This window comes from Xenorhabdus eapokensis, from assembly GCF_001908105.1.
In genome coordinates, this window is record NZ_MKGQ01000001.1 from 12,153 (window position 1) to 35,597 (window position 23,445).

General features: G+C 42.7%; 18 protein-coding genes and 1 pseudogene. 11 read left to right on the plus strand and 8 right to left on the minus strand.

The window, feature by feature from the left end:
• Window positions 1–97 precede the first annotated feature (97 nt).
• The 4 genes from Xedl_RS00020 to Xedl_RS00030 form a co-directional block, all read right to left on the minus strand.
• The gene (locus Xedl_RS00020; protein ID WP_074022306.1) at window positions 98–1,732 is read right to left on the minus strand and encodes a cyclic peptide export ABC transporter; all 1,635 of its coding nucleotides are present in this window, start codon (window positions 1,730–1,732) and stop codon (window positions 98–100) included.
• 278 nt (window positions 1,733–2,010) lie between these two features.
• Complete coding sequence (locus tag Xedl_RS26120) at window positions 2,011–2,187, minus strand: hypothetical protein (protein ID WP_158024335.1); 177 nt, start codon at window positions 2,185–2,187, stop codon at window positions 2,011–2,013.
• Between the two features lie 47 nt (window positions 2,188–2,234).
• Window positions 2,235–2,771 carry an alpha-L-rhamnosidase-related protein gene (locus Xedl_RS00025; protein ID WP_074022035.1) on the minus strand — a complete coding sequence of 179 codons (537 nt, stop codon included), beginning with the start codon at window positions 2,769–2,771 and terminating at the stop codon, window positions 2,235–2,237.
• Window positions 2,772–2,870: 99 nt separating this feature from the next.
• Entirely contained in the window at window positions 2,871–3,986 is a 1,116-nt protein-coding gene (locus Xedl_RS00030; RefSeq protein ID WP_074022036.1) for an acyltransferase family protein, read from the minus strand.
• A gap of 388 nt (window positions 3,987–4,374) precedes the next feature.
• Here Xedl_RS00030 and Xedl_RS21930 point away from each other — a divergent pair.
• The 8 genes and pseudogenes from Xedl_RS21930 to Xedl_RS00070 form a co-directional block, all read left to right on the plus strand.
• Window positions 4,375–4,527 (plus strand): annotated as a pseudogene (locus Xedl_RS21930) (IS5/IS1182 family transposase); the annotation flags it as partial.
• Between the two features lie 537 nt (window positions 4,528–5,064).
• A complete protein-coding gene (locus Xedl_RS00040) occupies window positions 5,065–6,276 on the plus strand; it encodes an aspartate aminotransferase family protein (RefSeq protein ID WP_074022037.1) in 1,212 nt (403 codons plus the stop codon).
• A 23-nt stretch (window positions 6,277–6,299) separates the two neighbouring features.
• Window positions 6,300–7,328: an arginine N-succinyltransferase gene (gene astA / locus Xedl_RS00045; RefSeq protein WP_244149651.1), complete on the plus strand. Its 1,029-nt coding sequence runs from the start codon at window positions 6,300–6,302 to the stop codon at window positions 7,326–7,328.
• A 58-nt stretch (window positions 7,329–7,386) separates the two neighbouring features.
• Window positions 7,387–8,868 (plus strand): succinylglutamate-semialdehyde dehydrogenase, encoded by a 1,482-nt coding sequence (gene astD / locus Xedl_RS00050; RefSeq protein WP_074022039.1) that lies wholly within the window; start codon window positions 7,387–7,389, stop codon window positions 8,866–8,868.
• Between the two features lie 16 nt (window positions 8,869–8,884).
• Window positions 8,885–10,228 carry an N-succinylarginine dihydrolase gene (gene astB / locus Xedl_RS00055; protein WP_074022040.1) on the plus strand — a complete coding sequence of 448 codons (1,344 nt, stop codon included), beginning with the start codon at window positions 8,885–8,887 and terminating at the stop codon, window positions 10,226–10,228.
• A gap of 12 nt (window positions 10,229–10,240) precedes the next feature.
• Window positions 10,241–11,221, plus strand: a complete 981-nt coding sequence (gene astE / locus Xedl_RS00060; RefSeq protein ID WP_074022041.1) for a succinylglutamate desuccinylase — start codon at window positions 10,241–10,243, stop codon at window positions 11,219–11,221.
• Between the two features lie 35 nt (window positions 11,222–11,256).
• On the plus strand, window positions 11,257–12,681 hold the full coding sequence (locus tag Xedl_RS00065; RefSeq protein ID WP_074022042.1) for an amino acid permease: 1,425 nt from the start codon (window positions 11,257–11,259) through the stop codon (window positions 12,679–12,681).
• 150 nt (window positions 12,682–12,831) lie between these two features.
• On the plus strand, window positions 12,832–13,509 hold the full coding sequence (locus Xedl_RS00070) for a hypothetical protein (RefSeq protein ID WP_074022043.1): 678 nt from the start codon (window positions 12,832–12,834) through the stop codon (window positions 13,507–13,509).
• Window positions 13,510–13,624: 115 nt separating this feature from the next.
• Here Xedl_RS00070 and pta read toward each other — a convergent pair whose 3' ends face one another.
• Together pta and ackA are read right to left on the minus strand one after the other, a co-directional pair.
• Window positions 13,625–15,769, minus strand: coding sequence for a phosphate acetyltransferase (gene pta, locus Xedl_RS00075; RefSeq protein WP_074022044.1), 2,145 nt, complete (start codon window positions 15,767–15,769; stop codon window positions 13,625–13,627).
• Window positions 15,770–15,876: 107 nt separating this feature from the next.
• Complete coding sequence (ackA, locus tag Xedl_RS00080; protein ID WP_074022045.1) at window positions 15,877–17,079, minus strand: acetate kinase; 1,203 nt, start codon at window positions 17,077–17,079, stop codon at window positions 15,877–15,879.
• 263 nt (window positions 17,080–17,342) lie between these two features.
• Between ackA and yfbV the strand changes: the two genes are divergently transcribed.
• The 3 genes from yfbV (at window position 17,343) to Xedl_RS00095 (ending at window position 20,558) form a co-directional block, all read left to right on the plus strand.
• Window positions 17,343–17,798, plus strand: coding sequence for a terminus macrodomain insulation protein YfbV (gene yfbV, locus Xedl_RS00085; protein WP_074022046.1), 456 nt, complete (start codon window positions 17,343–17,345; stop codon window positions 17,796–17,798).
• A 77-nt stretch (window positions 17,799–17,875) separates the two neighbouring features.
• Window positions 17,876–18,535: a sugar phosphatase gene (locus tag Xedl_RS00090; RefSeq protein WP_074022307.1), complete on the plus strand. Its 660-nt coding sequence runs from the start codon at window positions 17,876–17,878 to the stop codon at window positions 18,533–18,535.
• Between the two features lie 193 nt (window positions 18,536–18,728).
• The gene (locus Xedl_RS00095) at window positions 18,729–20,558 is read left to right on the plus strand and encodes an SLC13 family permease (RefSeq protein WP_074022308.1); all 1,830 of its coding nucleotides are present in this window, start codon (window positions 18,729–18,731) and stop codon (window positions 20,556–20,558) included.
• Between the two features lie 181 nt (window positions 20,559–20,739).
• On the opposite strand, the gene yfbR is transcribed toward Xedl_RS00095, so the two are convergent.
• A complete protein-coding gene (yfbR, locus tag Xedl_RS00100) occupies window positions 20,740–21,321 on the minus strand; it encodes a 5'-deoxynucleotidase (protein WP_074022047.1) in 582 nt (193 codons plus the stop codon).
• A 212-nt stretch (window positions 21,322–21,533) separates the two neighbouring features.
• Complete coding sequence (locus Xedl_RS00105) at window positions 21,534–22,748, minus strand: pyridoxal phosphate-dependent aminotransferase (RefSeq protein ID WP_074022048.1); 1,215 nt, start codon at window positions 22,746–22,748, stop codon at window positions 21,534–21,536.
• Window positions 22,749–23,445: the final 697 nt, after the last annotated feature.

Sequence of the window (23,445 nt, forward strand, 5' to 3'; positions counted from 1 at the left end):
GATTTTGCATTTATTTTGTTACTCAGGTTTTATTATGTGTATAAAGTGAAATAAGAGCCTGTTTTATTAGGCTCTTTGTTATGAACTTTATTTCATTTTATTGAATATCATGCTCTTTATGATCGACTTCTTTAATATGACCATCTTCTAATTTGATAATGCGGTCAGCTATATTAAAGTAAGCATCATCATGACTAATAACCAGAACCGTTTTACCGCTGGCTTTTAATTCTGGCAGCAGCTCAGTATAGAATAAGCGTTTAAACACCGGATCCTGGTCGGCTGCCCACTCATCAAACAGATAAATAGGACGGTCTTCCAGATAAGCTGAAACCAAAGCCAGTCGTTTCCGCTGACCTGCGGAAAGATTGGTAGTGGAAAATCCGCCATCAACGATTTTAACTTTGTGTGCCATGTTTAAGGCTTCAATATAATGTGTTGCTTTTTCGGTGACATTCGCATCGCTATTAAGTAACTGCTCAAAGAGGTGGTAATCAGAAAAAACGGCAGCAAAATGTTGACGGTAATGCTCATTATTTGCTGGTGTTACTTGCACACCATTCAGTGAAATAGTGCCGGATTCTTGCTCAAACAGGCCAACCAGCAACATGGCGAGGGTTGTTTTTCCGCTACCATTCCCACCGACAATAAAAACAATTTCGCCTTTTGATATTGTCAAACTTAATGGACCGAGGGCAAATTGGCGATCTTCTTTATCAGTTGTGTAATGGTGGACAACATCTTTTAGCTCAATTTCAAGTGATTGTTGCTGGTTAAATGGGTTCGTGCTTGCAACTTGTATCGATAGAGCTTCTTCCAGTTGGCTGTCAAGACGCTGCATTTTATTCAATGAAACTTCCGCCTCTCTCAGCTCTGGAATGGCACCAATAACTTCACTGATTGGGCCTGATAAGAAGAGAACCAGCAGTGATACAGTCACCAATGTTGATGGTTCTTGGGGCAGCCAAATCGGGATAACAAAAATAATGATACCAATGATGGCATAAAATGTAACAGAACTGGCATTAAGAACCCAGGCATAGCTGGAATTCGCTTTAATACAGATTTTCTGGAAGACTTTAGCGGCAGGGGCAATGACTTTATTAATGAAAAGATTACCTTTTTGCTTATTGAGTTGCAGCTCTTTACTACCATCAATCAGGCTTTGGAAATTAAGATATATTTTATCTATCTGATCGCGCATCTCTGTCATTAATTTTAATGGATATTTTTCCCACAGATAAAACACATACATGCTGATAAGACTGAGTACCGCTAAAATGAGAAACAATTGCCAGGACATCCAGGCTAAATAACTAAAACAGGCTATGATTAGGGTGATATTACCAAAAACGGAGGGAGCCAACATAAAGGAGTGGATGAAAACATCGACGTCTTTGGTTAAAACCGCCAATAAACCATGCCGCCCAAATTTATGTAGTTTTTTTAGTGGTGCACGCAAAATTTTATTACTCAAACTTAGGCGTAATGAAAAAATAGTGGATTGGGCTAAATGCGATAATGTAATTTCTGATACGGTTTTAGTAATAAAAAAAATAAAACAGATGCCAAAAAAGCTCCAAAGAAATGTCACTAGGTTAATCTCTTTTGTTACTCCTTGACTGATCATCCCGACTATCGAAGCACCGGCAAACCCACTAATTAATGCGCTTATTGTCGATACCAACAATAATACCCAAGATTGACGATATAAATAAGCTATTAGAGTCATAAAAAAAGCCATTGTCGAAGGTTATAATTAATATGAAAATTCATATATCTGCTTACTCAATTCACTATGGTTATTTTTTTCTTATAAAACTGCAAGTGTGATTTATGGCATGGCAATATTAATAAATATAATTGTGATAAAGATCATTCCCAATATGAATGGTAACTATAGATGATTACATAAATGAATTATTTGAATGGTGATAAGGGGATGGAATAGCACTGCTATTAACAGACAAAAGCGGATCAAGAAGATAAAAATCACGCTTTTTGCGTGATTTATTGACTCCAATTCAAAGAGAAACTGTAACTTCCCGAACCAATTTCCAGACGATTTCTATACCCTGCAACGTCGGGGCGGATCATGTCTTCGGGTATCTTATCTCCGTCAAGCTTCCAGTCTCCCTGTGCTTCCGGCAGCGCTACCTCTGCAATACAATTTGGCGGAATTTTCACATCCCATAAAAGACGGTTTTTCAGTAAATCGCCAATGGCTCACTATCTCACCGACATGAGCGGTACGACGCTTTGCAAAAACCGATCTTACGATTTGTGAGTGGCCGCAAACAAAGCCTCTTGCCCGCGAAGCCTGGTACAATTTCGATACCCGCTAAGCGGGCAAACATGAATTCCCTGACTTCGCCGAGTGCATAGTGATTTAGCGAATTCATGTTAGCACTTTGGAAGCCGTTTTCTGGTGTCCAACTGTCCCAACGCTCCCAGATGGTTTTTGCCCCATTGCGAATAGTAAAATCCCACGAGGGGAAAGTTTCTTTCATCAGCAAATCATATGCAGTGTCGGCGTGACCGTACTCGGCAAGAACGGGACAGATAAGTCGGATCCCGTGAATACCCGTCTGAACATGACCTCCTGCTTCTTCAATGGTGCGCAACAGATGCGCAATAACTTTCACGCGGGTTGGTTCATCCAGCAATTTATAACCGACCGCTATCAGATATGCCGTCTGTGTATCGCTTTCCAGCACGCCATTATCGGACACAAAAGTTTTTTGAAATGTGTAGCAAATTTCACGATACATCGCCCTAATATTCTGCCGATTGCACTTAATATTAATATGTTAATTCAGCCATTGGGGGATGGATTGTTTTTTCAGGATTGGTAGCAATGTATGCCAATGTTATTGGCTATTAGATGAAAATTTAATTCTATATTTCATAAATCTCGCTTCAACATTGTTGTATGTTATGGTTGCAGTAACTATGATGATGAAATAGATGCTTAATGCAAGAAAATTATTGAGCAAGATATTTCCGGTGGTCAAATTTCGCCTTCCTTCTATGAGTAGAGTTAGCTCTATACCTGTTCTTTTTTGGATGATAAACATTGCTGTTGTGATAATTAATATTATTGCTACATGAATCATATAAATAGAATAGGATATTTTACCTAAATGCTGTATGTATTTATTAAATAAAAAATAGGAAATAACGCCTCTTTGATATGCCAAAATAAAAATGGTAAGGCAATAAACGATAGTGCAAATTATTTGTTTTTCTTCGTATTGGGAATTAACAAAATAAAGGAGAAGCGCGATACAGAGAATTTCTAAAATAGTTGCCGTAATAGTACTTATTTTTATATCAGAGAAAATTCTGAAAATGCTATAGGTAAATGCCCCGGCAAAAAAACTTGATACCCCTCGAGTAACCGATTGTTGTAACATATGGTTGCCACTGACAAGCAGCCATAAAGTGGTTGCAGATATTAATAGCCATATTATAGGGGCGATATTCATTTTTCTAAAAGTGATAATTGTTAAATACAATATAATATAGGTGTAGAATTCGACACTGAGACTCCACGTAGGGTAATTAAAGGTTAGATTGATATAATGTGTTGTGGGAGTCCATGAGTGAATTAAAAAGAGATTGGGTAAAATCTCGGAGGGCGCTGTTCTTCCGCTAAATGGTGTTGCATCAAAATGAATTCCAGATTTTTTTTGAATCAATAACCGACAAAATTCCAGAAATATAAATATTAATAACATAAATATGTGAAGAGGGAATATTCTGAAGAACCGAGAAGATATATATGGAGTAAATTTTACGTCTCTATATGCATAGGTATGTGTCAGCACAAACCCACTGAGTACAAAGAAAAGCTCTACAATAATATAACCGGCGCGAAAAAGGTGAAGTTCAGTAAATGCACCAACAATATGTAAGTGACCAGTCACGACCAGTAAAGCACCGATTCCTCTGATTGCATCTAAAGATTCAAATCGTTTCATCATACCCATCTCATTCAATATGTAAGTTTTAACTATGTACAATTACAAATAATTATTTTTTAATAAAATTAATATGTTTAGTGACTTCATAGTATGTAAAAAGAAAATTAATCATCACTATAAAAGAGGTGGCTAGAGTTATTTTTTTATCTTAATCAGTTTCATCGTAGTGTGTGGCATCCTGAACAGGTATTGAAATCAATATCTGCATATTTCCCACAAATTTCTGGTATGGTCAAGTTTTATTTTGTGACAATAACTATGATTTATATTTTAATTAATTTAATGATTTTTTTTGATGTGATGGTTCTATATGATAATTCGAAATAATTTGACAGCTTATTCAGAATCTTTTTTCAAGCGTGACTATTTTTCATGTACCCTATTTGGGGTGAGAAAAGCCTACATTAGTGATATCAGTCGAGAAGCCTTTCCGGAAATTGCCCCCTTGTTGCTCAGCAGCCGAAAACGCCCATGCCCTCGGAAAGTTGATGTGTATGAGGTGTTTTGCGCACAGCTGTATATACTCAAGAGCGGTTGCCAATAGGATATGCTCCCAATGATTAGATAAACTCATCGGCCAAAGTCACCCCGATTATTCATTAAAAATGGGTGCGATAATTTATAATTAATTGATTTTAAATCATAATATTTTTTTAGAATAAAAATCACTAATTGCAAATACATTTTTTAGTTTTTTGGAATAACTTATAACCATTATTTTGAATAATTATTAAACAGCCAGACGCTATTTCCACTATCCTCAATTCCATACTTCTTTTTATTTATTTTTTTATGCACAAACAATGCATAAACTGAAAATAAATGCATTTTTATAAATTGTGAAAAACATCATAAAGTAAATCAATTGTGATTTTGTTGTATTGACTTTGTTAAATCTCAAGGGGATTATGAGATCAATTCATGATCAAAAAAATAAAAAAGAATCTTGTAATAATTCATTGAGCACTTATTGAAACAATGAATTTCTAACTTAAATAAGATCAATCATTAAAGGTTAAATTTAATAATATATAAATTCATTATTATTTTTATAACTTAATCATTTGAGGAAAAACAAATGTTGAACACGATTCAAAGAAATTGGTTTGACCAGTATATGGTTCCCTGTTTTTCACCGGCAAATTTTATCCCAGTCGTTGCCAAAGGCTCGCGTGTCTGGGATCAGAATGGTAAGGAATATGTTGATTTTGCTGGTGGAATTGCAGTGAATTCACTGGGGCATGCCCATAATGAATTAAAGAAAGCATTAAATTTTCAAATGGAGAATATGTGGCATGTTGGTAATGGCTATACCAATGAACCGGTTTTAAAACTGGCGAAAAATCTGGTAGAAAATACATTTGCAGATAAGATTTTTTTCTGTAATTCCGGCGCAGAAGCGAATGAAGCCGCATTAAAAATTGCCAGAAAATATGCTTTGGATAAATATGGCAATCATAAGAACGAAATTATTTCATTTGAGAACTCCTTCCACGGCAGAACATTATTTACGGTGACTGTCGGAGGGCAACCTAAATATTCTCAAGATTTTGCCCCATTGCCGCAGCAAATTACTCACCTGCCATTTAATGATGTTGACGCTATCAAGGCGCATATATCAGAAAAAACCTGCGCGGTGATTGTTGAACCGATCATTGGCGAAGGTGGGGTGATCCCTGCCGAACCGGAATTTTTAAAAGTATTACGGGAGTTATGTGATCAATATCAAGCGTTGCTGATTTTTGACGAAATCCAAACGGGTATTGGTCGCACCGGGTATTTGTATGCTTACGAGGAAGTTGGGGTAGAGCCGGATATCTTGACCAGTGCCAAAGGTCTTGGTGGTGGATTCCCGATTGGCGCCATGCTGGTCAGGCAACATATCGCAGAGGCTTTCCAACCAGGGTCACACGGCACAACATTTGGTGGCAATCCGTTGGCGGCAGCCGTTGCTAACAAAGTTGTCGAGTTGGTGAACCAACCGGAGTTTCTTGCAGGAGTGCAAGAGCGTCACCATGAATTTATGCGACGGATGTCTGAGCTTAATCAGCGTTATCAGGTGTTTAGTGAGTTGCGCGGCAAAGGATTATTGTTGGGAGCAGAGTTGGTTGAAAAATATCAAGGCAAGGCGAAAAACCTGACCAATATCGCTGCGGAAGAGGGGTTGATCGCTTTGATAGCTGGCCCCAATGTGTTGCGTTTTGCTCCTGCGCTAAATATCGAACAGCAGGATATCAATGACGGTTTCAGCCGCCTTGAAAACGCCCTCAGGCGATTTGTTCAGGAATAAAGCCGATTTGAGGTGATATCATGATGCTATTTAGATCCGTTCAATATGAAGATTTAGAGGATATCCTCAATCTTTCGTCCCGTGCAGGCATTGGCCTGACGACATTACCCAATAATCAGGAATATCTGACGGCACGGATTTCACGCAGTATTGATTCTTTCAACGATGCGAAGGGACGAGCACAACAAGGATTTTTATTTACCTTGGAAGATACGGAAAAGCATCGTGTTGTTGGGGTTAGTGCGCTGGAAGTTGCTGTCGGGCTGGAAGAACCTTTCTACAATTTTCGCATACATCGATCAGTACGAGCTTCCCGCGAATTGGGCGTCTATAACACATTTGAAACCCTGATTGTTGGGCAGGATTACACCGGATGCAGTGAACTGTGTACGTTATTCCTTGATCCCGATTATCACGGGGGAGGCAATGGCGTTTTTCTTTCCCGAAGCCGCTTTCTGTTTATTTCCGCCTTCCGGCATCTCTTCCCGAAGTGCATTTTTGCGGAAATGCGTGGCGTGGTGAATCAACAGGGTGAATCGCCATTTTGGGATGCCCTTGGGAAACATTTCTTCAATGTCCCCTTTGCAGAAGCTGACTACCTGACCGGCATTGGTTCCAAAACGTTTATTGCAGAATTAATGCCATTTCATCCGATTTATGTGCCTTTGTTGCCAGAAGAAGCCCGCCAGACCATTGGTCAGGTACATGAAAATACGCTGCCTGCCCGCGCTATTTTGGAAAAAGAGGGATTTGCTTATCACGATGCGGTCGATATTTTTGATGCGGGCGCCATCTTGGATGCCGAGATTGACAATGTACGTACAATCAAAGCCAGCCGGCTTGTGCATGTGAAAAGAAACGACCAGGTTTCCCGATCACAGGGGGGGGCACAATGTATCGTTTCTAACCTGAATTTTCAGGCGTTTAAAGCACTCCTTTTGCCTGTTTCCGAACCACTGGATAGCGAGGAATTGCAGCTTACCTCCGCAGAAATGGCGGTGTTGCATGTGGATGATGGCGATCCGGTACGCTTCGTTTCTCTTTTCTCTTAGCTGTTTTCACAATTAAAGGCTTTGTCATTAAGAGCTGTTGCAATTGAGGAATTTCGTAATGAATCATCAAGCAAATTACATTGGTGGAGAGTGGATAGCAGGGCAAGGTCTGCCAGTCGTTAAATACTCTCCTGTAGATCAGCAGGTTTTATGGCAGGCGAACGGCGCTTCTGCCCAGCAGGTAAATGAAGCCAGCCAGTCCGCCCGCAAAGCGTTTCCTGCATGGTCTGGATTGGCGGTTGAAAAACGGATTGCCATTATTCAGACATTTGCTGATTTACTGGCGCAAGAAAAAGAAAAGATGGCGCAAGTAATCAGTGAGGAAACCAGTAAGCCTTTGTGGGAAACACGGACAGAAGTCCAAGCTATGATAGGTAAGATCGCTATTTCGATTGAAGCATGGGAACAGCGGACGGGGTATTCCGAAACATCGATGCCAGACGGAAAAGCGATATTACAGCATCGTCCTCATGGCGTGATGGCTGTTTTCGGTCCCTATAATTTTCCAGGGCATTTACCGAATGGGCATATTGTCCCTGCACTAATTGCCGGTAACACACTGGTGTTCAAACCCAGTGAATTGACGCCCATGACGGCGGAGAAAACGGTGGAGTTATGGATTAAGGCGGGATTGCCTGTAGGTGTGCTGAATTTGGTTCAAGGGGGCAAAGAAACGGGCGCTGCTTTGCTGAATAATCATGAAATTGATGGCGTGCTGTTTACCGGCAGTGCGGCAACAGGGTTCCACTTTCATCGTATATTGGCAGGTCAGCCAGAAAAAATGCTGGCTTTGGAGATGGGGGGCAACAATGCCCTGATTGTGGACGATTATGATGATCTTGAAGCTGCGGTTTATACCATTATCCAGTCGGCATTTATTTCCGCAGGGCAGCGCTGTACTTGTGCCCGCAGATTGCTGGTGAAGCAGGGGGAGAAAGGAGATGCGTTGATCAAGCGGCTAGTTGATGCTGCGAGCCAGATTGTGCCAGGCCATTGGAGTGCTGATCCTCAGCCTTTTATTGGTGGGGTCATCTCTTTAGCCGCCGCAGAAGGTTTGCTGGAAGCCCAAACTGAGTTATTGGCTTTAGGAGGAAGATCTTTGCTCACCTTAACCCAGCCTGATCCGAACTCGACGTTTATGGCACCGGGCATTATTGATCTAACCAATGCCAAAGATATTCCTGATGAAGAATATTTTGGTCCTCTGTTAACAGTGAAGCGCTATACCACTTTCGATGAAGCCATTTCGATGGCAAATGATACCCGATTTGGGCTGGCAACTGGGCTAATCTCTCCTGACGCCAGCTTGTTTGAGAGGTTATTGCAAGAGGCGAGAGCAGGGATCGTGAATTGGAATAAACCGCTGACCGGCGCATCCAGTAAGGCACCGTTTGGTGGGATTGGGGCATCCGGTAATCATCGCCCCAGCGCTTATTATGCAGCGGATTATTGTGCCTGGCCAATGTCTTCCCTGACGACTGAAAGTTTAGTTTTGCCTGAAACACCGGCGCCAGGGCTTCATTTTTTCATCAATCAATAGGATAGCAGAGGTGATTATGTCAGGAGTTGAAGCAAATTTTGATGGTTTGGTGGGAATGACACACCATTACGCCGGACTATCAACGGGTAATGAAGCTTCCATGAATCATCAGGGTAAAGAATCTAATCCTCGCAAAGCTGCACTTCAGGGATTGATGAAAATGAAGGCGTTGTCTGATATGGGGCTAGTACAGGGGGTTTTACCCCCGCAACAGCGTCCTAACCTTCCTGCGTTGCGCCAACTAGGGTTTAGCGGCAGTGACGAACAAGTATTAAATAAAGCGGCACAATATTCTCCGTTGTTGCTGTCTAACCTCAGTTCTGCCTCTTCTATGTGGACAGCAAATGCGGCAACGGTTTCCCCTTCAGCAGACAGTGCGGATCAGCGTGTCCATTTCACGGTGGCTAATTTAAATAACAAGCTGCATCGTTCGCTGGAAAGCACCACGACTTCACAGGCTCTGAAAGCGACTTTTCCTGATCAAAACTATTTTGTTCATCATGATCCTCTGCCACAACATGCGGATTGGGGAGATGAAGGTGCGGCAAACCATAACCGTTTTTGCGGTGAATATGATGAAGCCGGCATACAGTTATTTGTCTATGGCCGTCAGGCATTGCAGCAGGGAATGACACCTAAGCGCTATCCCGCCCGACAGACGTTGGAAGCAAGTCAGGCAATTGCTCGTCTGCATCAGCTTGAAGGGGCTAGAACCGTATTTGCCCAACAAAATCCCGTTGCTATTGATAGTGGTGTGTTTCATAACGATGTTATCGCAGTTAGCAACCGTAATGTCCTTTTCTATCATCAGCAGGCTTTCTTAAATCAGCAGTCAGTATTGGCTGAGTTGAGAGAAAAAATGGTGCGGCTTGGACACACCTTGGTGGCAATTGAAGTGCCTGTGGAGCAAGTCACTATTCAGGATGCGGTCGAGTCTTACTTGTTTAACAGCCAGTTGTTGAGCCAGCCGGATGGCAACATGATGCTGATTTTACCGGCAGAGTGCCGGCAAAATCACAATGTCTCAACTTATTTGCAAGCGTTGATTGCGAAAGGTAATTCCCCCATCAATAAGCTCCACTTTTTTGACTTGCGGGAAAGTATGCGCAATGGCGGCGGGCCAGCTTGTTTGCGACTCAGGGTTGTTTTGAACGAACAAGAGTTAGCCGCGGTAAATCCAGCGACCTTGATGACACCAGAACTGTATCAACGCCTGACGACATGGGTTGAGCGTCATTATCGGGATTCTTTGTATGCGTCCGATCTTGCTGATCCGCAACTACTCAGGGAAGTCTATTCTGCCCTTGATGAACTGACGCAGATCCTCAAGTTGGGTTCGATTTATGAGTTTCAGAATTAATCAGGAGATGAAATGGATTTACTGACTTTATTGCTTGAAAACAAAATCGAAAATAACCTGTGTTTTCCGTCAGCTATTCAGTCATCATGGTTGGCAGAAGGTGTATTACAGTTATTACCGCAAAGATCATCAAAACCCACCGATACGTTAATTATTTCTGCCGGCATTCATGGCAATGAAACGGCACCCGTGGAAATACTTATCCGGTTATTGTCACAACTGGCGCAGGGAAAATTGCCATTGCAACATCACCTTTTGCTGATATTTGGCAACTTACCCGCCATGCGGGCAGGGCAGCGATATATTGATCGTGATCTCAACCGAATGTTTGGTGGTCGCTATCAAAACTTCCCGTTGGGGAGTGAATCGAACCGTGCTATGGCGCTGGAATCTGTTATCCGCCAGTTTTGTAATGAACCAGCGGTGATGGCATCAACGAGACATCGGCACCTCGATCTTCACACTGCAATCCGCGGTTCCTGCCATGAACAGTTCGCACTATTGCCATACCAGGCACGTGAATATGCTGCGGATTTTTTACAATGGTTAGAAGATAGCGATCTCGATGCCTTAGTATTTCATAACACAGCAGGGGGAACGTTCAGTCACTTTACCAGCGAGCATTTCAATATGGATAGTTGCACGTTAGAAATCGGTAAGGCCCTGCCTTTTGGACAAAACGATCTGGCAAGATTCAGCAATATTACTGTGGCCTTGCAGGATTTGATCGCTGGTTGGCCGCCAAACAAGCGGGCTAAACCGGCGCTTAAACGCTATCGTGTGGTTGATGCAATTATCAAACAACATGATAGTTTTCAGCTCAATATTCCAGAAAATACGAAAAACTTTACTGAATTACCGGAAGGTTTTGACATCGCCCGCCAGCAAAATCAATCCTGGAAGATTAAGTCTCCTGCAAATTTTATCCTGTTTCCTAATGCTCAGGTTGCTGTTGGGCTACGGGCAGGATTGTTGTTAGAGAAATTAACCTAATCAATTCATAAAACAGCAAGCCGTGGAGGTTATTGATGATGAGATCATTAAAAATACCTGTGGAACAATCCGCCGGTGAGCAGAAACTGTACCGTGGGTTGGGTAAGCGCCATGTTCAGTTGATCGCAATTGGTGGTGCTATTGGTACAGGATTGTTTATGGGAGCAGGGAAAACCATTGCAGTATCAGGAACTTCAATTATCCTGACTTATCTTTTGATTGGCTTTTTTGCTTTTATGGTAATGAGAGCAATGGGCGAACTGTTGCTCACTAAATTGGACTATAGGACGTTTGCCGATTTTGTCGCAGATTATCTTGGGGATAAGGCCAGCTATTTTCTCGGATGGACTTATTGGATGAGCTGGATCGTCAGTTGCATCGCTGATGTGGTGGTATGCGGTGGCTATATCCAATATTGGTTTCCAGACAGTTGGCTTTGGTTAACGGCACTGTTTATTTTGGGTTTGATGTGCCTGTGTAATTTCTTCTCAGTACGGTTGTTTGGTGAAGCGGAATTCTGGTTTGCCATGATTAAGGTGGTGGCGATAGTTGCCTTGATTGTCGTTGGCATTGGCATGGTTTTTGTAGGCTGGACTTCTCCCAATGGCGTAACAGCTTCTGTCAGTCATTTGACGGAACCCGAAGTATTCCTGCCCAATGGCATATTTGGATTTCTGGCCGGCTTTCAGATTGCCATTTTCTCTTTTACGGGTATCGAACTGGTTGGCACAGTGACTGCTGAAACCAAAGAACCAGAGAAAGTTTTACCAAAAGCTATCAACAATATTCCGATCAGGATCATTATCTTTTACGTGCTTTCCATGATGTGCATCATCGCTGTTACGTCATGGCCGCAGATTTCACCGGAAGTTAGCCCCTTTGTGACACTGTTTGCATTGGCAGGATTGCCGGCAGCGGCGGCAGTGATTAATTTTGTAGCCCTGACTTCGGCGATGTCCTCAGCCAACAGTGGATTATATGCCTGTACCCGTATGCTTTATGGTTTATCTGCGGAAAAGCTAGCGCACAGCAAATTTGGCCAACTTTCAATCAATAGTGCTGTTCCCATTTTTAGCTTGGTATTTTCAGTGCTTTGTATGGCAAGTGGCGTATTCTTGCTATTCATTATCCCCAATGTCATGAAATTATTTACTATTGTTACGACCGTGGCAGCCATCATGGTTATTTATAGTTGGTGTATGATATTGATTGCTTACCTGGCTTATCGCAAGAAACGTCCTGACTTGCATAAAAAATCTATCTATAAAATGCCAATGGGCATTCCTATGACATGGTGTACCTTGATATTTTTTGTCTTTACGGTGGTGATCATGGTGTTTGATTATGATACCCGTATCGCGTTATATGGTACGCCAGTGTGGTTTGTGATATTGGAAATGTTGTGGCGAATGAGAAAGCATCGGGAAAAACAGAAAATTCGGCAAGAAATGGTAAATTGAATTATACCAATCTAACTTCAAGATGCGTGCGATTTCTCCCCGCGAAGCGGGGGAGAAATCAGGCTTCATATCGTGTTGTAAATTGCAATTTGAAGTTTGATGCGTATAAACAGATCCTATGAAGATATTTTTATATTTGGGAGATATATCATGATACTTGAATCTAAATTTTTTAGCATTTTGAGCCCAGATATAACGGGACCATTGACGCGTAGTGCGTCAAATTTAATAAATACGCCTTCCAGGGGATTTAATATTAAAAATTTTATCACTATCAGAGAGGTTGAGCTTCAAGAGGCTTTATGTGTTGCTAATCAAATAAGAACGAACATGATTAATGCTGATTGGTTGGTAAGTGCTAATCAGAACAGACAATTAAGTCAGGAGCAGGAACGATGGAATTCGAGGTATAAGGCTAGCTATAGAATACTTTCCCAAATCTCTAGTCTCTTAGAAAGTAACTTTGCAGGTGTTTCAGCTTCGATAGAACATTATTCCTTTGTTATGTTTTTTCAAGGAAAACCAATTGGTATGTTGATATTTTCTAATAACAAGGAAAAAGTCACAGAACCTTCTTCTATTATAGAGTTTGCTACCCATATAGGTATTAGAAATAGTGGAATTTTTCTAATGGAATATGCGGTAAACAAATCAAAAACACTGGGTAAAAATGGGAATATCAAACTAATACCAGCGCCTGCTGCGAGAAATGTTTACATTCAATATGGATTTGGATATCAAGGAGGTTACATGGTATTAGAACCAGACAAAAGTGATAAATGGGGATTTTGGCGGGGAGAATATTATTTTAAGGCAAATTGTGTATAAACAGAAAGTTTCTGACGCCCTGAACCATTAAAAAATAATTGCTGATTATCAGTAGATAAAAAAATAGCCCTCCGCTAACAGCATAGGGCTATTTCATCTTTATGTAGCCAGAAAATTATGCGTTTTCTTGCTGAGTTGCCTGAATTGCAGTCAGTGCAACGGTATAAACGATATCATCAACCAGTGCGCCACGGGACAGGTCGTTAACGGGTTTGCGCATACCTTGCAGCATTGGCCCGATGGAAACCAGATCCGCTGAACGTTGTACTGCTTTGTAAGTGGTATTACCCGTGTTCAGATCCGGGAAGATGAACACGGTGGCCTGGCCTGCAACGGGTGAGTTTGGTGCTTTGGATTTCGCTACATCTGCCATGATAGCGGCGTCGTACTGCAATGGACCGTCGATGATCAGGTCTGGGCGTTTTTCCTGTGCCAAACGGGTTGCTTCACGCACTTTTTCAACATCGCTGCCTGCACCAGAGTTACCGGTGGAGTAAGAGATCATCGCAACACGAGGCTCAATACCAAATGCTTTCGCAGAATCCGCAGACTGGATCGCGATTTCGGACAGTTGTTCTGCGGTTGGATCAGGGTTGATCGCACAGTCACCGTAAACCAGCACTTGCTCTGGCAGCAACATAAAGAAGACAGAAGAAACCAGAGAGCTATTTGGTGCAGTTTTAATTAACTGCAATGGTGGGCGAATGGTATTTGCTGTGGTATGCACCGCACCGGAAACCAGACCGTCAACTTCGCCTTGTTCCAGCATCAGGGTGCCCAGAACGACGTTGTCTTCCAGTTGTTCGCGGGCAACAACTTCGGTCATGCCTTTGTTTTTGCGCAGTTCAACCAGACGTGGCACATAACGTTCACGTGCTGATGCTGGGTTAATGATTTCAATACCTGCACCCAGTTCAACGCCTTGAGCCGCAGCGACACGACGGATCTCTTCTGGATCGCCCAGCAGGATACATTCTGCAATACCACGTTCAGCACAGATAGCCGCTGCTTTGACAGTACGTGGTTCGTCGCCTTCTGGCAGAACGATACGCTTGCCTGCTTGACGAGCCAGTTCGGTCAACTGATAGCGGAATGCGGGTGGAGACAGGAGGTTTGGACGCTCTGATGCGGCTGCCAGAGAATCGATCCACTCGCTGCTGATATGTTGTGCAACGTAGTTTTGTACTTTTTCGATACGCTCGTGGTCATCGGCTGGAACTTCCAGACTGAAACTTTGCAGGTTCAGGGAAGTCTGCCATGTATTGGTTTCCACAGTGAAAACGGGCAGGCCAGTATTGAATGCACGTTCGCACAGTTCACGGATAGAATCATCAATTGAGTAACCACCGGTCAGTAATACGGCACCAATTTCAATACCGTTCATGGCGGCCAGACAGGCAGTGATCAGGACGTCAGGACGGTCAGCAGAAGTTACCAGCAGAGAACCCGGACGGAAGTATTCCAACATGTTAGGGATACTGCGAGCACAGAAAGTCACAGACTTGATGCGACGGCTTTCGATGGTACCTTCATTGATGATGTCCGCTTTCAGGTGTTTAGCCATATCAATCGCACGGGTCGCGATCAGGTCAAAACTCCACGGAATGCAACCAAGAATGGGTAATGGGCTGTTTTTGAAGATGGTTTTTGGATCGACGTTGGTAATTGTCGCTTTGGTTGATTCGTCAAAGATTTCGGAGAGATCTGGGCGAGTACGGCCTTGGTCATCAACCGGTGCATTCAGTTTATTGACGATAACACCGATAATGTTTTGGTTCTTACTGCCACCGTATTCCGCCCGGCTCAGTTCAATTCTCTCTTTCAGTTGCTCTGGAGTGTTAGTACCCAGGGCAGTCACGAACACAATTTCAGCGTTCAGTGTTTTGGCGATTTCGTAGTTCAGGGATTGGGCAAACGGATGCTTGCGAGTCGGCACCAAACCTTCGAGCAGAACCACTTCCGCATCTTTGGCATTTTCGTGGTAACGCGCCACGATCTCTTCCATTAATACGTCTTTTTTGTTAGTGGTCAGCAGTGATTCCACATACGCCATATCCAGAGGTTCAGCCGCATGAATGCCGGAATGTGAACGGATAATCGAAGTGGTTTGATCCTGAGAACCTGTGTGACGTGGTTGTGCGATAGGTTTGAAAACGCTCAGGCGAACGCCTTTTTGCTCCATAGAGCGAATAACACCCAGGCTGACACTGGTTAAACCAACGCTAGTGTCAGTAGGGATTAACATAATTGTACGGGACACGGAAACCTCTTTAACGGTTGCTCGTCAGTCAATAAATGTGACTCAGTGCGATATATTCGAGAAAACCGCCAGCAATAGCAATACTGGCGGCTCTAAAATCATGCTAATTACGCGGTCAGACGTGCTGAATCCTGAGCAATAACCAATTCTTCATTGGTTGGAATAACCAGAGCAGGACGGCTGTTATCTGTAGTGATAACGCCAGATTTGCCAAAGCGAGCCGCAAGGTTACGCTCGTGATCATATTCGAAGCCCAGCAGAGCAACTTTCTTCATGGTCAGTTCACGAACCAGCGCAGAGTTTTCACCGATGCCACCAGTGAAGATAATTGCGTCCAGACGGCCTTCCATCAGTGCGCTGTATGCGCCGATGTATTTAGCCAGACGGTGGCAGTAAACATCCATAGCACGTTTAGCATCAGCTTTGGTTTCGTAGTTATCTTCTACGTAACGGCAATCGCTGGTGACTTCGGTCAGACCTAAGAAACCAGACTCTTTGGTCAGCAGGGTGTTGATCTGAGCAATGCTCATGCCCATTGCATCGTGCAGGTGGAATACGATGGCGGGATCGATGTCACCACTGCGGGTTCCCATAACCAGACCTTCCAGTGGGGTCAGACCCATGGAAGTATCAACACACTGACCGTTGACAATGGCAGAAACAGAACCACCATTGCCCAAGTGGCAGGTGATGACATTCAGTTCTTCAACGGATTTGTTCAGCATCTTGGCTGCTTCACGGGAAACATAGAAATGGCTGGTGCCATGTGCACCATAACGACGGATGCCATGCTCTTTGTACAGGTTGTAAGGCAGTGCGTATAGGTATGCTTCTTCTGGCATAGTCTGATGGAATGCGGTATCAAATACGGCAATATTTTTCTCAACCAGGTGAGGGAACGCTTTTTTCGCTTCAGCAATACCGATCAGGTGAGCGGGGTTGTGCAGTGGTGCGAATGGAATAGCCGCTTCAATGCCTGCGATAACTTCATCAGTGATCACCACGGAAGAAGTGAACTTCTCACCACCATGAACAATGCGGTGACCGATGGCTGAGATTTGGGCGGAAAGTTCTGACTTTTCAGCCAGGATAGTATTAACAATGAAGTTCAGTGCTTCGCTGTGTGCTGCGCCGGCACCTAAAGCAGCTTCGTTTTTCGCACCATCCATTTTCCATTTAATACGAGCTTCAGGCAGGCCAAAGCACTCAGCTAAACCAGAAAGATATTCTTCACCATTGGCAGGATCGATGATAGCGAATTTCAGGGAGGAGCTACCGCAATTAAGAACCAGTACCAGCTTACTTGACATGGAAATACCTATTATCTTGTTGTGATCTAATCTTAAATAAGAACAATGTTAAAAATAAAACAATTTATTAACAAACCGAACCTAATTGTTGCGAAGAAGGGCAAAATTCTTGTTTTGCTACTGCAACAACATAAAAGTCTGTGTAGGATACCGTTTGCTAGCAATAAAGACAAAATATACTTAATAGTATTAATACTACAAAAAAGATTTTATCTTTTGTAGAGATTTTTTAAAAACTATACCTTTAATTGATTGAGGTCATGATGAACACGACACCACCTGTTAGCCAGGGTTGGTTCAAGCGCATGCAATTAGGACAGCAATATTTGAAAACCTGGCCATTGGAAAAACAGCTTGCGCCTGTTTTTCCTGAAAATCGTGTGATTAAGGCAACTCGTTTTGGTATTCGGTTTATGCCGCCATTGGCAATCTTTACCTTGACATGGCAAATCGCTTTGGGTGGTCAATTGGGGCCATCCGTGGCAACAGCACTGTTTGCCTGTAGCTTGCCGTTGCAGGGATTATGGTGGTTGGGAAAACGGGCGGCGACACCATTACCGGAAAGATTATTGCATTGGTTTTATGAAATTCGGGAAAAATTTACCCAGGCAGGTATTGCAATGGCACCAGTGGAAAGTGCCCCAACCTATTTTTCACTGGCTGAATTGCTTAAACGAGCCTTTAAGCAATTGGACAACTCTTTTCTTGATGATATTTAATCCCCAGGTGTCGTGTGGGATAAATAGCTTATTACCACATGATGATTAACAAATAGTGACGTTTGGAGGAATTGGGTTTGGTTCTGAAATGTAGAGGTTTTTTATTCGATTTGGATGGTACTCTGATTGATTCATTGCCTGCGGTTGAGCGAGCATGGGTTCGGTTTGCCGACAAGATGGGTTTTGATAGAGATGAAGTGCTGAACTCTGTTCATGGCACACCGGCGATATTATCACTCCGGCATTTTATGCCCGATGCGAGTGAAGAAGAGATCACTAACACGTTCAAATGGATTGAAAAAATTGAAACAGAAGACACGGAAGGTATTACCGCTTTGCCTGGTGCCATCGCCCTGATTGATAAGTTGAATGCGCTGGATATTCCGTGGGCCATTGTGACATCGGGAACGGTTCCGCTTGCTTCTGCGCGCCATAAAGTGGCGGAGTTACCGGAACCTGCTCATTGGGTGACGGCAGAGTCTGTGACAAATGGAAAACCAAACCCTGAGCCTTATTTGTTGGGGGCGAAAAAACTGGGACTCTTACCAGAAGAGTGTGTCGTGTTTGAAGATGCTGCTGCGGGAATTCATGCCGGACTGGATGCGGGTTGTCAGGTTGTTGTTGTCCACGATTCGCCGGATATTCCCCGTCGCGATGAAATTCATTTGACGATTAATAACCTGGAAGATATTGAGATTGTCAAATCTGGTAGTTACGTCTCTATTTATACCGATTGAGACCCCCTAAATCAGAAAGTTCCTTGATCAGAAAGAGGGATTTTCTCTGAAAAACATGGTCTACTTACTTTGTTAACGTTTGTACCTGTAATACTTTGATATGTAGTCTTTTTGATATATAGCCAATCTGCTAATTAACAGATTGGCTGTGCGGATAGGTCATATTTGAAAGGTATCGTTGATAGAGGCCAAATTGAGTAGCGAACTGTTATGGGTATTAACCCTGCTATTGATAGCCATTGTGCTTTTCACCACCAATAAAGTCAGAATGGATGTTGTGGCTTTATTGCTGATTATCGCATTTGTCCTGAGTGGCACACTGACGTTAAGTGAAGCCACTGTCGGTTTTAGTGATCCCAATGTATTGTTGATTGCTGCCCTGTTTGTCATTGGCGAAGGGCTGGTGAGAACGGGTGTTGCTTATCAGATGGGAGACTGGCTGGTTCGTGTCGCAGGTAACAGTGAAACCAAGATGTTAGTTTGGTTAATGGTATCAGTTGCCGGATTGGGGGCATTCATGAGTTCTACGGGTGTTGTGGCAATATTTATTCCTGTTGTCCTGAGCGTGGCCGCCAGAATGAAAACCTCGCCGGGTCGATTGATGATGCCATTGGGATTTGCTGGTTTGATCAGTGGCATGATGACTCTGGTGGCAACGCCACCTAATATGGTCGTCAATAGTGAGTTGGTGCGTGAAGGTCTGCGGGGTTTTGATTTCTTCTCCATTACACCGATTGGCATCTTAGTGTTGGTGTCTGGCGTGGTTTACATGTTAGTCGCTCGTCGTTGGCTAGGGGGAGCAAACCACCAGACAACAGACGAGCGTTATCATCGGACATTTCGGGATCTGATACGTGACTATAAATTGTCTGGCCGTGCTCGTCGTTTTACTATCCGCCAAGGTTCACCGTTGGCTGGACATACATTGGATGAATTAGGGTTGCGCGCCCGTTATGGTGCCAATGTCATTGGTATTGAACGCTGGCGCAAATTCCGGCGAGTGATGGTTGCTGCCACTGGGGAGATGGAATTGCAGGGGCAGGATGTCTTGCTGGTCGATATGTCGGATAGTGATGTTGATTTGCGGGAATTCTGTCGTGAGCAACAGCTAGAACCGATGGTATTGCGCGGGGAATATTTTTCCGAGCATTCTCGTCATGTTGGTATGGCTGAGGTTTCAGTGCTCCCTGAATCCGAACTATTGGGGCAATCATTGCGTGATATGAAATTTCGTACACGTTATGGTCTCAATGTAGTGGGGATCCGCCGCGGGAGAAAAGCATTAGAGGGGAAGTTAGTCGATGAACCTTTGTTGCTTGGTGATACACTGCTGTTGATTGGCGACTGGAAATTGATCCACGCGTTAAAAACAAAAGCTCCTGATTTTATTGTATTAAATCTGCCCGTTGAGGTGGAAAGTGCGGCTCCTGCGGCTTCACAGGCACCTCATGCCCTATTTTGTCTTGCCCTAATGGTTGCTATGATGCTGACCAATGAAATCCCGAATTTTATTGCTGCGTTAATTGCCTGCCTGCTAATGGGAAAATTCCGTTGTATTGATATGGAAAGCGCTTATCGTTCCATTCACTGGCCGAGCATTATTTTGATTGTTGGTATGATGCCTTTTGCGCTGGCATTGCAGAAGACGGGAGGAATTGATCTCATTGTCCAGGGATTGATGGATATCGCTGGTAATATGGGAGCACGGGTGATGCTGGTGTGCCTGTTTATACTTTGCGCCACTATAGGGTTGTTTATTTCTAACACTGCGACGGCCGTGCTAATGGCTCCGATTGCGATTGCGGCAGCGAATGAGATGGCTGTTTCTCCCTTGCCCTTTGCGATGATTATTGGTGTGGCGGCTTCGGCAGCATTTATGACCCCAGTTTCATCTCCCGTTAATACATTGATATTGGGACCAGGTGGGTATCGGTTTGCCGATTTCGTGAAACTTGGTGTGCCTTTTACGTTAATTGTGATGGGGATTAGTGTCGCAATTATCCCAATACTTTTTCCATTCTAATGTTTTTATCGGACAGCTCCATATGGCAGGGAGCTGCGTTATGATTATAGTTTAATATTATTGAATGATTGCATAATGAATAATTGTAACTCTTAATGATTATAATCAGGTGATCTCTGTCAAATAGTTGTAGTTAGTAATCAAATAGTTGTAGTTATTAAATCGCTGTAATTAAATAAATCTATAAACTGATTTCATCAAGGGAGAGACTGAAACTCGGTACAAACACAGCCATAAAATAATCCATTTCTTCACTACGGCGTTCTGTCAGTGTTTTGTCCAATCGGTTTTTGGCTTGATTGAATTCAGTGTTGCCTGCTGAGAGTTCTTCCAGGCATTTCAAATAAGCGCATAATGCATCAGCTTGCTTGATAAGACGGATTTCTTCTTCGCTATGGTGATGCTCATCCAAAATGAGGCGAAAATCATCCTGTAATTCAGTCGGCAACATATCCAATAGTTTTTGTTGGGCTATTTTTTCTATTTTCTTATATTCATGGGCGATTTGGGGATTGTAGTACTTAATTGGCGTTGGCAAATCGCCGGTGATGACTTCGCTGGCATCGTGATACATTGCCAACAGGGCGATCCGTTCAGGATTAACATTGCCGTTGAATTTACGGTTTTTGATTATTGCTAAAGCGTGTGCGACAAAAGCAACCTGTAAACTGTGCTCTGAAACATTTTCTGTACGCACATTTCGCATAAGAGGCCAACGACTAATTAATTTTAGGCGGGATAATTGGGCGAAAAAATGACTCATAATGTCCTCTTGTAGCCGAGTAATTTGTAGCGAAATGGTAACGGAATAATATGATTAATTGTGAGCGGAGCAGGAGGGGAAGTAAACCTATTAAGTATCAATTTTCTCCAATATATTATCTCCCTCTTTCAGTCTATATTTATCTCAGAGACGAGCCATCCCATTAATCTATTAATATTTAATGGGATTGGCTTTAATGAGGAAGATTATGGTTATTGGCGATAGTTACCGATAAAACGGGCAAATTTTTCAATTGCCATTTGCAAGTCAGTGACATGTGGCAGGGTAACAATACGGACATGGTCTGGATCTGGCCAGTTAAATGCGGTGCCCTGAACCAGTAAAACTTTTTCTTGTAGTAAGAGGTCTAATACCATTTTTTGGTCATCATAAATATTGAAACGTTTGGTGTCTATTTTCGGGAACATATATAAGGCACCCATGGGTTTCACACAGGAAATTCCAGGGATCTGGTTAATCAGCTCCCATGCACGATTGCGCTGTTCATAGAGTCTGCCGCCTGGAAGAATAAATTCGCTGATGCTTTGATAACCGCCTAATGCTGTTTGAATTGCATGCTGCATTGGCACATTGGCACAAAGGCGCATTGATGCCAGCATTTCTAATCCTTCAATATAATCCTTGGCCTGCTTTTTAGGGCCATTCAGTACCATCCAGCCTTGACGGAAACCGGCAACGCGATAGGTTTTGGACAGGCCATTAAAAGTAACAGTAAAGAGATCTGGCGCTAATGCTGCAATGGAGTGGTGCTGGGCATCATCGTACAGGATCTTGTCATAAATCTCGTCAGCAAAGATAATCAGATTATGCTGGCGGGCGATTTCTACTATTTCCAGCAACAACTCTTTGCTATATACCGCTCCGGTTGGGTTATTCGGGTTAATAATCACGATACCACGGGTACGTGGGGTAATTTTACGGCGTATATCATCTAAGTCAGGAAACCAACCTTGTTGCTCATCACATAGATAGTGGACGGCATGACCGCTGGAAAGAGAGACTGCCGCAGTCCAAAGAGGGTAGTCAGGCGCCGGAACCAACATTTCGTCCCCGGTATTCAACAGGGCTTGCATGGATTGGACAATAAGTTCAGAAACACCATTACCAATAAAAATATCCTCAACGGTAACATCCAGCATATTTCTGGCTTGGTAATGCTGCATGATCGCCTTACGCGCTGAATACAACCCTTTTGAATCCGAGTAACCCTGGGCTGTTGGCAGATTGCGGATAACATCGACTAAAATTTCATCTGGTGCTTCAAAGCCGAATGGCGCCGGATTACCAATGTTTAATTTCAGTACCTTATTACCTTCTTCTTCGAGTCGCTTAGCTTCTTTGAGGGTATTCCCTCGAATGTCATAGCAGACATTATCTAATTTACTGGATTTATTAATGGAAAACATAGGGTGCCTTGACCTCTTTGGCAAAATGGATATTACCCGGCATAAAAAGTGTGATGATCAATGTACTCTTCTCAGTCTGTATTTTGAAGAGACTTTGATATGTTTGGTTAAAATGGTTGTTTTAAGAATAAATGAATAAGTTTGCTCTCTAAATTATTGTCTATTATTGGTGTTTTATTTCAATAATGTATGTTAACTTAGATTTAAATTTTGCATAATGACTGGTTTTTAGTTGGCAAAGGTTACAGGAAAAGAGAAAGGAGAGGACATTTTGACGAGATTTCTTAGTTCATATGTCGTTTGTGTAAGGATCTTCAAATTGTCAATAAAAGTAAGAAGATTTGTATAATGTATTCTTATAATTTATCTTTATCGACCTAAAGTTAATTTAGGCTTTTATCACATGATACTTCGACAATTTTTTTGAGTTTTTATCCATAACATTTTTGAGCCTACTCATGAAAATGTTAATTTATTAAAAATGCTAATACTATCTGATAATGTTAAGTGTTCCTAATCCAGATTAGGTTATTCTTTGAAGCATGTCAGAAAAAGGATATTTGTACTGGAAATTGGTGATTATGTGATGTAAATAGGATTTTATTTCCAACTTATTTTTGGATTGCATAAATTTTGTTAAGAAAGGAGAAAATAAAACCCATGATGAGCTAAATAGTAAAAAAAAGCAGTAAATCTT